Origin of the sequence: Streptomyces sp. CoH27 (assembly GCF_020181035.1) — a bacterium.
GTDB classification, from domain to species: Bacteria; Actinomycetota; Actinomycetes; order Streptomycetales; family Streptomycetaceae; genus Streptomyces; species Streptomyces camelliae.
This window is the reverse complement of the sequence record NZ_JAIQYY010000037.1, coordinates 37,392-52,494: the sequence shown is the minus strand read 5'-3', so window position 1 is coordinate 52,494 and position 15,103 is coordinate 37,392. Positions and strand designations below refer to the sequence as shown.

Annotated in this window: 13 protein-coding genes; 11 read left to right on the top strand and 2 right to left on the bottom strand. The window is 70.8% G+C overall.

From position 1 onward, the window contains the following. The first annotated feature begins 636 nt into the window (after nt 1–636). Complete coding sequence (locus LE548_RS39555; RefSeq protein ID WP_225101883.1) at nt 637–1,560, top strand: sigma-70 family RNA polymerase sigma factor; 924 nt, start codon at nt 637–639, stop codon at nt 1,558–1,560. A gap of 75 nt (nt 1,561–1,635) precedes the next feature. Here LE548_RS39555 and LE548_RS39550 read toward each other — a convergent pair whose 3' ends face one another. After that, nucleotides 1,636–2,553 carry an aromatic prenyltransferase gene (locus LE548_RS39550; RefSeq protein WP_225101882.1) on the bottom strand — a complete coding sequence of 306 codons (918 nt, stop codon included), beginning with the start codon at nt 2,551–2,553 and terminating at the stop codon, nt 1,636–1,638. Between the two features lie 443 nt (nt 2,554–2,996). Here LE548_RS39550 and LE548_RS39545 point away from each other — a divergent pair, with 443 nt between their 5' ends. Beyond that, nucleotides 2,997–4,253, top strand: coding sequence for an AfsR/SARP family transcriptional regulator (locus tag LE548_RS39545; RefSeq protein ID WP_225101881.1), 1,257 nt, complete (start codon nt 2,997–2,999; stop codon nt 4,251–4,253). 111 nt (nt 4,254–4,364) lie between these two features. Here LE548_RS39545 and LE548_RS39540 read toward each other — a convergent pair whose 3' ends face one another. Then, nucleotides 4,365–4,817, bottom strand: a complete 453-nt coding sequence (locus LE548_RS39540) for a nuclear transport factor 2 family protein (protein WP_225101880.1) — start codon at nt 4,815–4,817, stop codon at nt 4,365–4,367. Nucleotides 4,818–5,215: 398 nt separating this feature from the next. On the opposite strand from LE548_RS39540, the gene LE548_RS39535 reads away from it, so the two are divergent. The 9 genes from LE548_RS39535 (at nt 5,216) to LE548_RS39495 (ending at nt 15,103) form a co-directional block, all read left to right on the top strand. Continuing rightward, nucleotides 5,216–6,985 (top strand): FAD-dependent monooxygenase, encoded by a 1,770-nt coding sequence (locus tag LE548_RS39535; RefSeq protein WP_225101879.1) that lies wholly within the window; start codon nt 5,216–5,218, stop codon nt 6,983–6,985. A 107-nt stretch (nt 6,986–7,092) separates the two neighbouring features. Continuing rightward, nucleotides 7,093–8,604 (top strand): MFS transporter, encoded by a 1,512-nt coding sequence (locus LE548_RS39530; protein WP_225101878.1) that lies wholly within the window; start codon nt 7,093–7,095, stop codon nt 8,602–8,604. 254 nt (nt 8,605–8,858) lie between these two features. Then, on the top strand, nt 8,859–9,488 hold the full coding sequence (locus LE548_RS39525; RefSeq protein ID WP_225101877.1) for a hypothetical protein: 630 nt from the start codon (nt 8,859–8,861) through the stop codon (nt 9,486–9,488). Next, the gene (locus tag LE548_RS39520; protein ID WP_225101876.1) at nt 9,485–9,691 is read left to right on the top strand and encodes a hypothetical protein; all 207 of its coding nucleotides are present in this window, start codon (nt 9,485–9,487) and stop codon (nt 9,689–9,691) included. Before LE548_RS39525 ends, LE548_RS39520 begins: the two co-directional genes overlap by 4 nt. 83 nt (nt 9,692–9,774) lie before the next feature. Beyond that, complete coding sequence (gene mvk, locus LE548_RS39515) at nt 9,775–10,767, top strand: mevalonate kinase (RefSeq protein WP_225101886.1); 993 nt, start codon at nt 9,775–9,777, stop codon at nt 10,765–10,767. Then, nucleotides 10,760–11,824: a diphosphomevalonate decarboxylase gene (gene mvaD / locus LE548_RS39510; protein ID WP_225101875.1), complete on the top strand. Its 1,065-nt coding sequence runs from the start codon at nt 10,760–10,762 to the stop codon at nt 11,822–11,824. The genes mvk and mvaD overlap by 8 nt, the downstream gene beginning before the upstream one ends. Then, nucleotides 11,821–12,936, top strand: a complete 1,116-nt coding sequence (locus tag LE548_RS39505) for a phosphomevalonate kinase (RefSeq protein ID WP_225101874.1) — start codon at nt 11,821–11,823, stop codon at nt 12,934–12,936. Before mvaD ends, LE548_RS39505 begins: the two co-directional genes overlap by 4 nt. Further along, complete coding sequence (gene fni, locus LE548_RS39500; RefSeq protein WP_225101873.1) at nt 12,933–14,045, top strand: type 2 isopentenyl-diphosphate Delta-isomerase; 1,113 nt, start codon at nt 12,933–12,935, stop codon at nt 14,043–14,045. The genes LE548_RS39505 and fni overlap by 4 nt, the downstream gene beginning before the upstream one ends. Further along, nucleotides 14,042–15,103 carry a hydroxymethylglutaryl-CoA reductase gene (locus LE548_RS39495; protein ID WP_225101872.1) on the top strand — a complete coding sequence of 354 codons (1,062 nt, stop codon included), beginning with the start codon at nt 14,042–14,044 and terminating at the stop codon, nt 15,101–15,103. The genes fni and LE548_RS39495 overlap by 4 nt, the downstream gene beginning before the upstream one ends.

Genomic DNA, 15,103 nt, shown 5'->3' with positions numbered 1-15,103 from the left:
CGCCCTCTGCGCGAACTCCAGGGTCTCTTCCACCGTGATGACATACTCCGGCGCACTCATCGCCGGCTTGCACAGCCTGGGCATATCTGGAATCCACTTCTTTTGGAGTCTCGACAGCGAGGGCAGCAGGACGTCGGGCTGACGGCAGGCCATGTCCGCCTGTCCGCAGGCACGTTGACGCCGGAGTCCCTCGGACGGACAGCACCGGCCGGGCTGCCCGGAGGGGGAAACGGGGGAACCAGGGGGGAAGCGACGGGTGGCGGCCGCTCGGGCCTGACCACAGGGCCGGCGCAGCAGGCGGCTTCGACGCCGGCCCGGCCACGGCGGTGTGCGCGAGAGGGGGCGGGCCGCCTCGGTCTTACGGCATTGCGGGGCAGAGCGTGCTTGCGCTCACCGCACCCACGAGCGCTTCGCTCTCGTCCGCGCGAACCGGCGGGCGGCGCCCAACTGACAGCCGTGCGGCTGTTTTTGGGCAGGCTAGGGGTGCATCAATCGTGACACAGGCAGTGGCCCTCGCCAAGCGCTCCCCGAAGTGACCAACGTCACATTCAAGGCAGTCTGTCCCGCACCCGGTCACATTCTCGGGGCCTGTCCTGTCGGACATACAAGGCATTGGTGGGAGAGGGGTGTGACCCGATGAACGAGAGCGAATGGCTGGCCGCGCGGTTCGAGACCGACCGGCCGAGGCTGCGTGCGGTGGCGTACCGGGTGCTCGGCTCGCTGACCGAGGCGGACGACGCCGTCCAGGAGGCCTGGCTCCGGGTCTCCCGCGCGGACGCCGCCGCGGTGGAGAACATGAGCGGCTGGCTCACCACCATCGTGGCCCGCGTGTCGCTGAACATGCTCCAGTCGCGCAGGTCGCGCCGCGAGGACCTGGTGGGCGACCCCGAGGCCGACGGCCCGCAGTCCCCGGACGCGGTGGTCGACCCGGAGCAGGAGGCGGTGCTCGCCGAGTCGGTCGGCGCGGCCATGTTCCTCATCCTCGACACCCTCACGCCCGCCGAGCGGCTGGCGTTCGTCCTGCACGACATGTTCGCGGTGCCCTTCGACGAGATCGCGCCGATCGTGGACCGCACTCCGGCCGCGGCCCGCCAGCTGGCCAGCCGCGCCCGCCGGCGCTTCCAGCAGCAGCGCGCCGCCCCGGCCGCCGAACCGAAGAGCGCGCCGGTCCGGGACGAGGGCGCCGGCGCCTTCCAGGCCGCAGAGGCCGACTTCGTCGACGCCTTCCTCAACGCTTCTCGCGAGGGCGACTTCGAGGCCCTGCTGGGCATCCTCGCCCCGGACATCGTGGTCCGCGCCGACCAGGCGGCCATGCGCATGGGAGCGGCCACGGGGAGGCCCCTGGCCGAGGAGATCCGCGGCGCGGACGCCGTCTCCCGCGCCTTCGCCAAGCTCTCCTGGGCCCCGGTGCCGGCCCTCATCGACGGGGCCGCCGGGCTGGCCTACGTCCAGGACGGCGTGCCGCGGACCGTTCTCCGCTTCACCATCGCCGACGGACTGATCACCCGCATCGACATCATGGCCGACCTGACCGACCTGCAGATCATCGTCCTGTGCTGAATCCGCCGCGGCACGTGCCGCGGCAGCGCGAAAGGGCGGTCCGCACGGGACCGCCCAGGTCGTTCGAGGTGGTGCTCAGTCCACCAGGGAGTCGAAGGCCTTCAGCAGGCGCCGCTGGACGTCGGTGATGTGGTAGTACGCCCCGAGCTTGTAGTACTCCTCCTTGGGCGACAGAGTGAGCCCGTAGACGAGGGTGCGCTTCTCCCCCACGTACGAGTACGGCGCCCTGGTCGCGTAGTTGTGGAACTTCTCGATGTCGCCCGGGTCTTCGGAGGGCACCAGTGTGGGGTCGGTGGAGATCACGGCGAAGCACAGCCGCTCGATCTTCCCGGTGTCCCAGCCGAGGGTGGGGTAGACCGAGAACGAGCGCTTGCAGAACTCCAGCCCCAGCTCGGTCGGAACGTGCAGGCCCAGCTCGCGCACCAGGGCCAGGACGGATTCCGGCTCCAGGTACTTCCGGTTCAGGTTGCTGAAATAGAGGTTGACCTGCCGCTTCTTGTAGTCCATCGAGGTCATCTGGACCTTGTCCAGGCCATAGCGGGCGAACAGCTCGGCGTTCTCGGCCACGGACTTCGGCATGGAGGGAATGGCGCTCAGCTGGGCGACCCCGGGCATGTTGTCGGTGGGGAAGAACGCGTACGTCTTCTTGAAACCGCCGGTGACCTCACCGTCGATGGCGAACAGCGAGACCGGAAGGTGCTTCTGGGTGTCCGCCAGCAGGTCGTCCACGGGATGGCCCGTCGCCGGGAACAGGCCCTTGTCCAGCACGGTGGCGTACGGGTCACCCTGGGTCGTCTCCGCCGAGATGCTGAAGTCCAGCTCCGTGGAGTGGCGCCCGCTCGCCATGGAGAAGACGACCACGCCCTGGTCGAGCCTGCCTCGGAACGCGTCCAGCAGCGGATAGACCTTGTCACGTGCGCAGGTCACGCCCAGCAGACCGGCCGCTTCCTCCATGGCCGCGTAGACGCGCTCGACATCATCAGTTCCGGACATTCAAACCTCCACACGTGTTCCCGATGATCCGTCACAAGTCGATCGGCGGTTCGGGGACATTGAACGAAGCGATGCCGTGCGCCGCCCCCCGCTGCTCCCCCGCCCCAGCGTCGGCCAGACGCCTTGAGCGTGACTGGAGAATCGACTGGTGCCGACTTGGCGCACAGACCGTCGGCACATAAGGTCGCAAACAGCGGTGGAACCATTGCCTTTCCCACGCCGCAGAGGAAAACACCGACGTCCAGAACCGTCACCCCCCTACGGGCACTTGTCGTATTCGGCGCGCGCATGTGAAAAACCCGCTCCGTTCAGGCCGTTCACCGCGCTGCACCAGGCGTCCGGTCGCCGGACACGGCCTGCTTCGGCCGTCCTGGCCGTCGGCCAGGCGCCCTCCGGTACCGGCCGGGCGACCGCACAAGGCCGTGGAAATGGAGAGTTCACGGATGGCAAACGAAAAGGTCGATACCGGTAGGCCGGACAGGGAAGCCGGTCATCCCGATACGTGGCGCATCGCGGAACTGGAACGCGAGATCCAGGAGCTTCGCCGTACCAACGAGGCACTGCGCGTGTACGTGGCCAGAGAACTCGAACTCGATCCCGAAATCCCGGCAGCCGGACACGTGATCGCGGAACTCTTCGCGACGGATGGTGTCGTACAGGGCATCACGAACGGCGGTGGAAGCACCGCGGCCGCGCCGCCCGGGCGAGCGGAGGACGTCCGGTGGGCCACGGAGCGGGCGGCGCAGAACCCCGCACCGCCGCGCCCGCTGGTCGAGTTCCGCGCGCTGGGCCCGATCGAGGCCGCCGTCGGGGGCCGCCTCGTCGACCTGGGAGCGCCCAAGCAGCGCGCGTTGCTGGCGCTGCTGGTCAGCAAGGTGGGCCAGCCGGTGACCGTCGACGTGATCGTCGAGGAGCTCTGGACCGGGAACCCGCCACCGTCGGCGATCGCCTCCCTCCAGGCGTACGTCGCCAACCTGCGGCGCGTACTCGAACCCGGTCGCGCGCCCCGGACCCCGCCGACGGTGCTGCGCACCTATGGACGTGGCTACCTGCTCAACAGCCGGGTCGTCGAGGTCGACGTGCAGCGCTTCGGCGAGCGGGCCGTCGCCGGCTGGCAGGCGCTGGAGCGGGGTGACGCGCAGTCCGCGGTCCACGCGTTCGACGTGGCGCTGGCGCTGTGGCGCGGACAGGCGTACGCCGAGGTGGCCGACACTCCGTATGTGGGGCCGGACGTGGCGCGGCTGGACGAGCTGCGGCTGTCGGCGGTCGAGGGTCGCTGCGCGGCCCTGCTCGCGGCCGGTGCCCACGAGGTCGCGGTGGCCGAACTGGAGGCCTTCGTGCAGGCTCATCCCCTGCGTGAGTACGGGTGCGAGCTGCTGAGCCTGGCCCTGTACCGGGCGGGTCGTCAGGTCGACGCGCTGGCGGTGCTGCGCACCAACCAGCGGCGGCTGGCGGAGGAGTTGGGGATCGATCCGCGGCCGGCGCTGCAAGTGCTGGAGCAGCAGATACTCAACCAGGCACCGTGCCTGGACTGGCGGCCGCACCCCAGGGCGGTCGCGGAGCCGGCCTGGCCTTCCGGGCGGTGCGGATCGGCGCCGCCCGCGCCCGTCCGGCCGTCGCCGGCCGCCACGGCACGGTCCTTGGCCGCGGGGCGGCTTCGTTCGGTCGCGCTGGCCGGCAGCGTTCCCGGTGGCGGCTGACCTCCGCCCCTGCCTGCCCACCCGCACAGCAGCCCGCGGGCCACAGCGCGGTGCCCCCCTCGGCACGCCGAGGGGGGCACACCTGCGCGGCTTCACCGTGCCGGGGGACGGTCACGCGTCCCGGGCCGGGCGGGGCGGAGAGCCCGCCAGCGGCGAGGAGTCCTCGTACCGGACCTCGTAGACGCGCTCGGTGAACTTCCAGCCCTCGTCGGTGCGCTGGTACCGGTCGTGGTAGATGGCGTAGTTCTGGCCCCCGCGGCCGTCGAGGCCACGCCCGACCTCGGAGATGTAGGTGCGGCCCGATGCGGTGTCGCCGCCGAGCTGGATCAGGCCCGGGTGGGTGTTCTGCACGAGGAAGTCCACCAGGTCCGGCACCCGCCTGCCCCAGGCGCGGATCGCCTCCCGGCCTTCGAGTTCGACGGGGATGTTGGGCATCCGCCACACGCCGTCCGGGGTGAACAGCGAAGCCACACGGTCGTAGTCACGCATCATCACCGCGTCGGTGAACTCGCCGCGCAGCGCCTCGATCTCGACGCGGTCCACGACGGCTTGAAGGTCACTCATCGCTTTCTTCCTTCTCATCGCCTTGCACTCGGAGCACGGACGAACGGCACCGCCCACGGGACGCCCGGTGGCCGGACGGTGTGTTCGCCTCGTCCGTTACGACAGGGCGGCCGTGCGGAATGTGACACGGCCCCTCGCGTCGCAGGTCGGAAGGCACGGCGGTGACCTGTCAAGCCGACGCCGACCCGCGCCATAGTGCGGCTCAACCACCGCGACCGATGCTGGGGGACGCAGCATCGGCCGAAGAGCGTCGTCGTGGTGGCGTCGACCGTCGTATCCCGGGACGACAGACACATCGGTTGAACCGTTTCCCCGGCCCGCCCGCCGGCATCCAGGGTCCTTCGTGATCGCCTGACGCCCTGTATGTGGGCCGGCCCTCACCTTATGGAAGGCCGAATATGGAGGTTACCGAGGTTCCGGTCCTGATCGTGGGGGGCGGCGGCTGCGGCCTGTCCGCCTCCCTCTTCCTGTCGGACCACGGTGTGGGCCACGTGCTCGTGGAGCGGCACGCGGCCACGTCGATTCTCCCGAAGGCGCACTACATCAATCAGCGCACGATGGAGATCTTCCGCCAGCACGGCCTGTACGACACCGTGGTCGAACGCGCGGCGACCCCCGGGCAGTACGGCCGGGTGCGCTGGCAGACCACCCTCGCCGGCGACGGGCCGTTGGACCGGCGGGTGATCCATGAGATGGACGCCTTCGGCGGTGGCGCGACGACGGAGGTCTACGCGGCCGACGGCCCCGTGCTGCCGATCAAGCTGCCGCAGCTCAGGCTGGAGCCGATCCTGCGCAGGCAGGCCGAGGAGCGCAATCCAGGCCGGGTGCTCTTCTCCCACGAACTGGTCTCCTTCGCCGATGAGGGCGACCGGGTCGTCGCCGAGATCCGCGACCGCGACAGCGGCGAGGTGACCCGGATCGCCGCGCAGTACGTCATCGCCGCCGACGGCGGCCGTACGCTCGGCCCCCGGCTCGGCGTGCAGATGCAGGGCGTGACCAAGATGGCCGAGGTCACCACCGCGTACTTCACCGCGGACCTGTCCGCGTGGTGGCACGACGGCACCCTCATCACCTGGTTCATGAACCCCTACCGGCCCGATCTGAACAGCGCCCTGCTGGAGATGGGGCCGACCTGGGGCAGGCAATGCGAGGAATGGGGACTCACCTTCGCCCTGGGCGACGTGGACCGCTCCGACGACGCGGCGATCGCCGACCGGATGCGCGAGGTGCTGGGCCTGCCCGACCTCGACCTCACGGTGCACAAGGTGTCGCACTGGATGGTCGAGGGCGTGCTCGCCGACCGCTACCGGGCCGGCCGGGTGCTCATCGTCGGTGACGCCGCCCACCGCCAGCCGCCCACCACCGGGCTCGGCCTGAACGGCGGCATCCAGGACGTGCACAACCTCGCCTGGAAGCTGGCCGCGGTGGTCGCCGGCCGCGCCGACGACAGCCTGCTCGACACCTACGAGGCCGAGCGGCGGCCGATCGGCCGGCGCAACGTCGAATGGGGCCTGGCCAGTTGGTTCCACCACCGGACCATGACGGAGGCCGCGCTCGGGCTCGGCCCGCATGTCCCGCCGCAGCGCCGCCCGTCCGCGTTCACCCAGTACTTCGAGACGTCCGCGGTCGGCGAGGTCACCCGCGCCAGGGCGGCGGAGATCTTCGGCACCCACCGCGCCGAGTGCCAGGCACACGACCTGGAGATCGGCTTCGCCTACGAGCAGGGGGCACTCGTCCCCGACGGGACCGAGCCGCCGCACCGCTCGCCCATGGGCGACGTCCACCACCCCACCACCCGCCCCGGGCACCGGCTGCCGCACGCCTGGATCGAGCGGGACGGCCGACGCCTGTCCACCCACGATCTGGTCGGGTCGTCGAACGGCTTCGCCCTGATCACCGGCCCTGTGGGCACCCCGTGGGCCGAGGCGGCCGAGGAGGTCGCCGCGAAGTTCTCGGTCCCCATCACCGTGGCCCGGATCGGGCCCGGCGCGGAGTACGCCGACGGTGGCTGGGCGGACGTACGGGAGATCGCCGACGACGGCGCCGTCCTGGTCCGCCCGGACAACCACGTGGCGTGGCGCTCCATGGGAGCCGCCGAGAACCCGGCAGGCGTGCTGGCCCAGGTCATGTCCGAGGTCCTGGAGCAGGGGGCCGCGGACAAGCCCTAGCCGACGGGTCGCGTCGCCACGGCGGCGGGGCCCGTCACATCCGGCTGCTGCGGCCTGTCATAGAGGTGAAGCAGCTTGAGCCCGACCGAGTACCTAGGAGACAGCTCATGTCCACACCCAGCGCCGTGCCTGCGGCAGCCGTGCCCATGGCAAAAGATTCACGGCGGTGGATCGTCCTCGCCGTCATCTGCGTCGCCTACCTCATGCTGACGCTCGACAACACGGTGATGAACCTGGCGTTGCCGTCGGCGCAGAAGGCGCTGCACTTCTCGGACACCGACAAGCAGTGGGTCGTGACGGCGTACGCGCTGTGCTACGGCAGCCTGCTGCTGTTCTGCGGCCGGCTGGCCGACCTGATCGGGCGCAAGGAGACGTTCATCGTCGGCCTGGTCGGATTCGCGGCCGCCTCCGCCGTCGGCGGTGCCGCGGGCAGCTTCGGCATGCTGGTGGCCGCCCGCGCCTGCCAGGGTGTCTTCGCCGCGCTGCTGGCGCCCACCACTCTGTCGCTGCTGGCCACCACGTTCACCGACCCCAAGGAGCGCGGCAAGGCGTTCGGCGCCTTCAGCGCGGTCGCGGCCAGCGGCGGCGGCCTGGGCCTGCTGATCGGCGGCGCACTGACCTCCGCCCTCAACTGGCGCTGGTGCATGTACGTCAACCTGGTCTTCGCCGCCTTCGCGCTGATCGTCGGCTCCCCGCTGCTGACCCGGCAGCCGCGCACGGGCGCCCGGATGGACGTCCCCGGCGTGCTCCTGGTGTCCGGCGGCATGTTCGGCCTGGTCTACGGCTTCTCCAACGCGGGAACGCACAGCTGGCACACCACCTCCACCTGGAGCTTCCTCGCAGTCGGTGGTGTGCTGGTGATCCTCTTCGCCCTCTGGCAGCGCCGCGCCCAGAACCCGCTGCTGCCCCTGCGGGTCGTGCTCGACCGCAACCGCGCCGGCGCCTACATCACCAGTGCCGTCGTCGGCGCCGGCATGTTCGGCGTGCTTCTCTTCCTCATCTACTACATGCAGACCGACCTGGGCTACTCGGCGTTCAAGTCGGGTGTCGCCCTGCTGCCGATGGTGGCCGTCATCGCCGTGATGAGCAACGTGGGCAACATCCGGCTGATGCCGAAGGTCGGCCCGAAGCCGCTGATCCCGCTCGGCATGCTGTGCAACGCCGGCGGCATGGCCTGGCTGACCCGGATCCAGCCGGACTCCCACTACGCCTCGACGATCCTCGGACCGATCATGGTGATCGGCGTCGGCATGGGCTTGGTCTTCTCCGGCGCCCTGAGCACCGGCACCTCCGGGGTGCAGCCGCAGGACGCGGGTATCGCTTCGGCGACCATCAACGCCGGCCAGCAGCTCGGCGGCGCCATCGGCACCGCGCTGCTCAACACGATCGCGGCCAGCGCCGCCACCGGCTACCTGAACAGCCACGCCCACGGCAAGCCGGGTCCGGGGCTGTTCCAGCAGGCCGTGATCCACGGCTACCACAATGTGTTCTGGGTGTGCGCGGCCATCTTCGCGGGCGGCGCCGTCATCAGCGGTCTGCTGCTGCGCAAAGGCCCGCTGCCGGTGCCCGGCGCACCCGCCACCAGGCCGGCCGCCGAACCGGAAGTGGCGCACTCCTGACGCACGAATTGAACAATCCATGCGAGAGGGCCGGGTAACCCGGCCCTCTTCCTTTTCCCGTCAACCTCGCCCCGGGCACTCCCGGGTCACGGACGAGGCTGACTGTATCGGGCCTCCAGCACTCTTCTGTACGTTCGTGTGGAAGCACTTGAAGGTATAGGTGTGCATCGAGGGATGGGATACATGGCATCTCTCTTCGCCGGATGAAACCAACGGCCGTCGTCATCTCACGCATTAACGCCGCAGGAGATTCCATGCAGGTTCGGTCGTGTCCCAGAAATCACGCGCACAAGGGCTGCACCGCCGGCGATTCCGTCCTGTGCGACGTGTGCATCAGCCAGGTGGCGCGCAACCTGCGCACGCTGCCTGCCCTCCACCAGGAGTGCCTGCACCACGCATCGCCGACATCCAGGCGGAGCAACCCCACGAAGGTCTCGGGCAGCCGGACGCGGGACCATCTGAACGTCTCGGTGCTCGACGCCCGATACAACATTCTCGCCACGCTCGAATCCTGGGCCGAGGTCGTCTCGGAAGAACTCGACGTCGCCGTTCCGGCCCGCTCCGTCCCGCATCTGACACGCTTTCTGACGCACCATCTGAAATGGCTGGCGTCCCAGCCTCCGGCCGTCGATTTCGCGGACGAGATGGAGAGTCTGGCCGCCGAACTGCGCGGCACGATAGACCCGGAGTCCAACGATCTCCGAACTGCGATCCGGAAATGCGTCGTGGACAACTGCAGTGGAACGATCAGCACATCACTGACGAACAGCGGAAGGATGCCGCGGGGCAGCATCGAATGCTCCGCCGGACACTCCTGGGAAATGCATGAGTGGCTGAATCTGAGGCACCTCATGGAACAGCAGCGAAAGGGGGTCATGGCATGACCAAGCCGCCACGTCACCGGCTCGTCCCGACCAATGTGGCCGCACTGGCCGTGGGGGTGTCCGAAGCGACCATTCGCAAGTGGGTGAGCCGGGGGAAGATCACGCGCTACGGGGCGCCGAACTGCCGCTCCGAGTTCGACATCGACGAACTCACGCGGATCGCCCTCCAGCGTCGCCCCTGCCCACCGCGACACCCTCACTGACCAGTTCCTGAGCAGTCGACCGGACTATGCGATCCCACCGCAGCAACGAGAAGGGAAGCTGAGCGTTGACTCCACCGACCTCTGTGGAGGGGGTGTCGGGGCACCACCGGACTCGCTCCGTCGGCATCGGTCGCGCCCATGCGAAGGCCATTCTGCTGGGAGAGCACGCGGTCGTGTACGGGGCTCCCGCGCTGGCCGTGCCGATTCCCCAGCTCTCCGCCACGGCGAGCGCCGGCTGGTCCCACGGTCCCACGGACACCTCCGGCGGCGAGGGCAACCTGTCCTTCACCATGACCGGTTCGGTGTCGCGAGCGATGGTGACACAGGTCTCCGGCGGGCTGCGCCGGCTGACCGCCGCCTTCCAGGCGCGTACGGGCGTGACGGACCACGCGCACCTCGACGTGATCGTCGACGGCACCATCCCGCCGGGCCGCGGGCTCGGCTCCAGCGCCGCCACCTCGCGGGCCATCGTCCTCGCCCTGGCCGATCTCCACGACCGTGAACTGACCGGCTCCACCACGTTCGAGCTGGTGCAGACCGCGGAGAACGTGGCGCACGGCCGGGCCAGCGGGGTCGACGCCATGGCCGTCGGCGCGGCGGCGCCGCTGCGGTTCCAGGCGGGCCAGGCCCACGAACTGAGCGTCGGCTGCGACACGTTGCTCGTCGTCGCCGACAGCGGCACCCACGGCAGCACCAAGGAAGCGGTCGAGCTGCTGCGCGCGGGATTCCGGCGGGACGGCACACGGGAGAGCTTCCTGCACCGCGCCCGCGTGCTGGTCGACACGGCCGCCCTGGCCCTGGCTGAGGGCCGGCCGCTGGAGGTGGGCGCGCAGTTGACGCACTATCACGAGCTGCTGGCAACGGCCGGGCTCAGCACCGACGGGATCGATGCCCTGGTCGAGGCCGCGCTGGACGCGGGCGCGCTCGGCGCGAAGATCACCGGCGGCGGCCTGGGCGGCTGCGTGATCGCGCTGGCCCGGCCGGAACATACCAGGAACGTCACCGTCCGACTCCACGAAGCCGGCGCCGTGCAGACGTGGGTCGTACCCCTGAGGAGGCACGCCGACCATGTCTGAGCAGCTCATCACCCTGATCGACCTGGCTGAGCCCGGCGAGCGGCGGGGCACCCCGGGCCGCGCCACCGCCGTGGCACACCCGAACATCGCGCTGATCAAGTACTGGGGCAAGCGCGACGAGAAGCTCGTCCTGCCCCGCACCGACAGCCTGTCGATGACCCTGGACATCTTCCCCACGACCACCACCGTCCGCCTCGCCCCCAGAGCCGGACAGGACACGGTGACCTTCAACGGCAGGCCCGCGACCGGCGAGGCGCTGCGCCGTATCGTCGCCTTCCTGGACCTGGTCCGGGACCGGGCGGGGGCCGCTGAGCGGGCGGTCGTGGACACCGAGAACACCGTGCCGACCGGGGCGGGCCTGGCGTCCTCCGCGAGCGGGTTCGCCGCGCTGGCGGCCGCTGCCGCCGCCGCGTACGGGCTCGGTCTGGATGCCACCGCGCTGTCCCGGCTGGCCCGGCGCGGCTCCGGATCCGCCTCGCGGTCGGTGTTCGGTGGCTTCGCCGTCTGGCACGCCGGGAGCGGTACGCCCGAGGAGGCCGACCTCGGCTCCTACGCCGAGCCGGTGCCCGCGGCCGGCCTCGATCTCGATCCCGCCCTCGTCATCGCCGTGGTCGACGCCGGGCCCAAGGCCGTCTCCAGCCGGGAGGCCATGCGCCGCACCGTCGACACCTCGCCGCTGTTCGAGCCGTGGGCCGTCTCCAGCAAGGACGACCTGACGCAGATGCGCGCCGCGCTGCTGGCCGGTGACCTCGAAGCGGTCGGGGAGATCGCGGAGCGCAACGCCCTCGGCATGCACGCGACCATGCTCGCCGCCCGCCCCGCCGTGCGCTACCTGGCCCCCGCCACCCTCCGCGTCCTCGACAGCGTGCAGCAGCTGCGCCGCGACGGTCTCCTGGCCTACGTCACCATGGACGCCGGCCCCAACGTCAAGGTGCTGTGCCGCAGGGTGGACGTCGAGCGGGTGGCCGCGGTCGTCCGCGGCGCCGCCGCCGGCGGTGCCGTACACATCGCCCGCCCGGGACCGGGCACCCGCCTGCTGAACGTGGACGGACGATGACCGGCGGGCGGGCGGTCGTCCGGAGCGCTCCGGGCAAGCTGTTCATCGCGGGCGAGTACGCGGTGGTGGAGCCCGGCACCCCGGCGATCGTCGTGGCCGTGGACCGGGAGGTCACGGTCACCGTGCGCGCCCCGGCCGGGCCCGGTGTCGTGATCACCTCCGATCTCGTCGACCGGCCGATGCGCTGGCAGTGGCGGGACGGCCGGCTGGAGGTGTCCCCCGGGCAGGACGAGGAGCGGGTGCGCGGCGCGGCGGCCCATGTGGTGGCGGCCATCGAGACGGTGGCCGCTCTGCTGGCCGAACACGGCCTGCCCGCACCGGAGTTGAGTGTCTCGGTCAGCAGCGACCTGCACGACGGGGGCAGGAAGTTCGGGCTGGGTTCCAGTGGCGCCGTGACCGTGGCGACCGTCGCGGCCGTGGCGGACCACTGCGGCCTCGGCCTGTCGCGTGCCGACCGGTTCCGGCTGGCGCTGCTCGCCACGGCCCGGATCGACCCCAAGGGCTCCGGCGGTGATCTCGCCGCCAGCACCTGGGGCGGCTGGATCGCCTACCAGGCCCCCGACCGCGCCTTCGTGCTCGACCTGGCGCGGCGCCGGGGCGTCGGGGAAGCGCTGCGCGCCCCCTGGCCGGGGCTCGACGTGCGCCCGCTGCCAGCGCCGCGGGCCTTGCGTCTGGAGGTCGGCTGGACCGGCCGTCCGGCCTCCACCACCTCACTCGTCGGCGACCTGCACCGGCGCACCTGGCGGGGCAGCGCCTCGCACCGCGACTTCGTCAAGACCAGCACCGACTTCGTGACCGCCGCGATCGACGCGCTGGAGAGCGGCGACGACAAGGCACTGCTGCACCAGATCCGGCGCGCCCGGCAGGAGCTGGCCCGCCTGGACGCCGACGCTGGGCTCGGCATCTTCACCCCCGAGCTGACAGCGCTGTGCGCGGCGGCCGAGGCCGTCGGCGGCGCGGCCAAGCCGTCGGGGGCGGGCGGCGGCGACTGCGGCATCGCCCTGCTGGACGCCACGGCCGAGCACGACATCGCGCACGTACGGAAACGGTGGGCCGCGAGCGGAGTGCAGCCCCTGTCCGTCGGTCCCACCCCGGAAAGGAACGAGGAATGACCAGCGCTCAACGCAAGGACGACCACGTCCGCCTGGCCATGGAGCAGCACCGTGCGCACAGCGGCCTCAACCAGTTCGACGAGGTGTCGTTCGTGCACCACGCCTTGGCGGGCATCGACCGGCCGGACGTCTCGCTGGCCACGTCCTTCGGCGGCATCGAGTGGCAGGCCCCGCTCTACATCAACGCCATGACCGGCGGCAGCGCCAAGACCGGTGAGATCAACCGGGACCTGGCCACCGCCGCCCGCGAGAGCGGCGTCGCCATCGCCTCGGGCTCCATGAACGCCTACCTCAAGGACCCGTCGTGCGCGCACACGTTCAGCGTGCTGCGCACCCACAACCCCGACGGGTTCGTCATGGCCAACATCAACGCGACGACCTCGGTCGACAACGCCCGGCGCGCCGTCGACCTGCTGCGGGCCGACGCCCTGCAGATCCACGTCAACACGGCCCAGGAAACCCCCATGCCGGAGGGCGACCGGTCGTTCTCGTCATGGGTCGGGCAGATCGAGCAGATCGCGGCCGGCGTCGACGTCCCCGTGATCGTCAAGGAGGTCGGCAACGGCCTGAGCCGGCAGACCGTCCTGCTGCTGCAGAACCTGGGCGTGCGGGTGGCCGACCTCGCCGGGCGGGGCGGCACCGACTTCGCCCGCATCGAGAACGGGCGCCGGGAGCTGGCCGACTACGCGTTCCTGCACGGCTGGGGCCAGTCCACCGCGGCCTGCCTGCTGGACACCCAGGACGTGGCCCTGCCGGTGCTCGCCTCCGGCGGCGTACGCAACCCCCTCGACGTGGCCCGCAGCCTGGCGCTCGGCGCCCGTGCCGTCGGCGTGTCGGGCGGGTTCCTGCGCACGCTCATGGACGACGGGGTCTCGGCGCTCGTCGCGCAGATCACGACGTGGCTCGACCAGCTGGCGGCCCTCCAGACCATGCTCGGCGCCCGCACCCCGGCTGACCTCACCCGCTGCGACGTACTCATCCACGGCTCCCTGCGCGACTTCTGCGCCGACCGGGGCATCGACACGAGCCGCCTCGCCCAGCGCTCGGCCTCCACGCACTCCCTCGCATCCATCGACACCCTCCACGACCTGACGGGAAGCACACGATGACCGACACCCACGCGATCGCCGGCGTCCCGATGCAGTGGGTCGGGCCGCTCCGTATCTCCGGCAACGTCGCCACCACCGAGACCCATGTGCCGCTGGCCACCTACGAGTCGCCGCTGTGGCCGTCGGTGGGCCGGGGCGCGAAGGTGTCCCGGCTGGCCGAGAAGGGCATCGTCGCGACCCTCGTGGACGAGCGGATGACCCGCTCGGTGCTGGTCGAGGCGACCGACGCGCAGACCGCGCTGACGGCCGCCCGCACCATCGAGGCCCGCAAGGGCGAGCTGCAGGAGGTCGTCCGCACCTGCAGCCGCTTCGCCGAGCTGATCGAGATCCGGCACGAGATCAACGCCAACCTGCTGTTCCTCCGCTTCGAGTTCCGCACCGGCGACGCCTCCGGCCACAACATGGCCACCCTCGCCTCCGACGTGCTCCTGAAGCACCTGCTGCAGACGGTCCCGGGCATCTCCTACGCGTCGATCTCCGGCAACTACTGCACGGACAAGAAGGCCACCGCGATCAACGGCATCCTCGGCCGCGGCAAGAACGTGGTCACCGAGCTGCTCGTCCCGCGTGACGTGGTCCACGACGTCCTGCACACCACGGCCGCGAAGATCGTCGAGCTGAACATCCGCAAGAACATGCTCGGCACCCTGCTCGCCGGCGGCATCCGCTCGGCCAACGCCCACTTCGCGAACATGCTGCTCGGCTTCTACCTGGCGACCGGCCAGGACGCGGCCAACATCGTGGAGGGCTCCCAGGGCGTCGTCATGGCCGAGGACCGCGACGGCGACCTGTACTTCGCCTGCACGCTGCCCAACCTGATCGTGGGCACGGTGGGCAACGGCAAGGGCCTGGCCTTCGTGGAGACGAACCTGACCCGGCTCGGCTGCCGGGCCGACCGCGCGCCCGGCGAGAACGCCCGGCGCCTCGCCGTCCTCGCCGCGGCGACGGTGCTGTGCGGCGAACTCTCGCTGCTCGCGGCACAGACGAACCCGGGTGAGCTGATGCGGGCTCACGTCCAGCTGGAACGCGACAACAAGACCGTAGAGGTTGGTGTTTGA